This is a genomic window from Candidatus Hakubella thermalkaliphila (genome assembly GCF_013281975.1).
In the GTDB taxonomy this organism is placed as follows: domain Bacteria; phylum Actinomycetota; class Humimicrobiia; order Hakubellales; family Hakubellaceae; genus Hakubella; species Hakubella thermalkaliphila.
Window position 1 is genome coordinate 1 of sequence record NZ_BLRZ01000382.1, and the last position, 769, is coordinate 769.

At 45.0% G+C, this 769-nt stretch carries 1 protein-coding gene; it reads right to left on the minus strand.

Translation table 11 applies throughout. The features are described 5' to 3' along the window. The coding region (locus HW443_RS12290; protein ID WP_176236474.1) for a Druantia anti-phage system protein DruA at positions 1-753 on the minus strand (753 nt) is incomplete at its 3' end. Between the last annotated feature and the right edge of the window lie 16 nt (positions 754-769).

Consider the following 769-nt stretch of genomic DNA (forward strand, 5'->3'; position numbering starts at 1 on the left):
CCAGTTGGCCGCTTTGTAACATATCCCACTAAAGCGCTCAGTATCGACAAAAGTTTCTAAGAAATAGATGGGATGGTTATAAAAGCTCATCCAGTCAGCAGAAATAATACGAGCACATATCCCTAATAGGTGAGAAGCAAGACAGGGCACACTGACCCATGGAAGAATGAGGAAACGGGTCTGATAGGCAATAAGATGAAGATTCTTCTTTCTAACCTCAGCGCTCCATCCAATAAACCGATCCCGACATCCAATATACCAGGCTGGTGATGACCAGCCGATACAGGCAATAGGAGATCCATTAAAGGTGGCAATGTATTTAAGATTCTCCCCCACGGGTTGTGTATATCCCAGGTAGTGATGCTCATGAATGAGACTGTTGTAAAGCCTCTCCAAGTTGGTTCTACGAATAGAGGCTAACTGTATAGCTTGCTTCATATCCTTTAAATTACATGCAATAGGGGTTTGGTCAGCCTTAACAAACTCAGGCGGTTTCCTGTTCCGGAAAGGATTGTTAGTAAGCTGTTTCCGGGGAGGCAGGGTAATTAGGCCCTCTCGTTCCAGCCTTAAAAGGAGTCCTCTACATATCATGTCCTTGAGGGCACCATTTTGTTGCCGCCAATTCCATTGGCGGCATAGCTCCTCTGATATAAAGCGTCTGCTTTTACCAGGATTGTTGGCAATCACCTTTTTGATCAGCACTATATCTTCACTGTTTAGATGTCGGCCGCGGTATACAAGGTCAAGCTTCATAGCCCAGGTATACCAT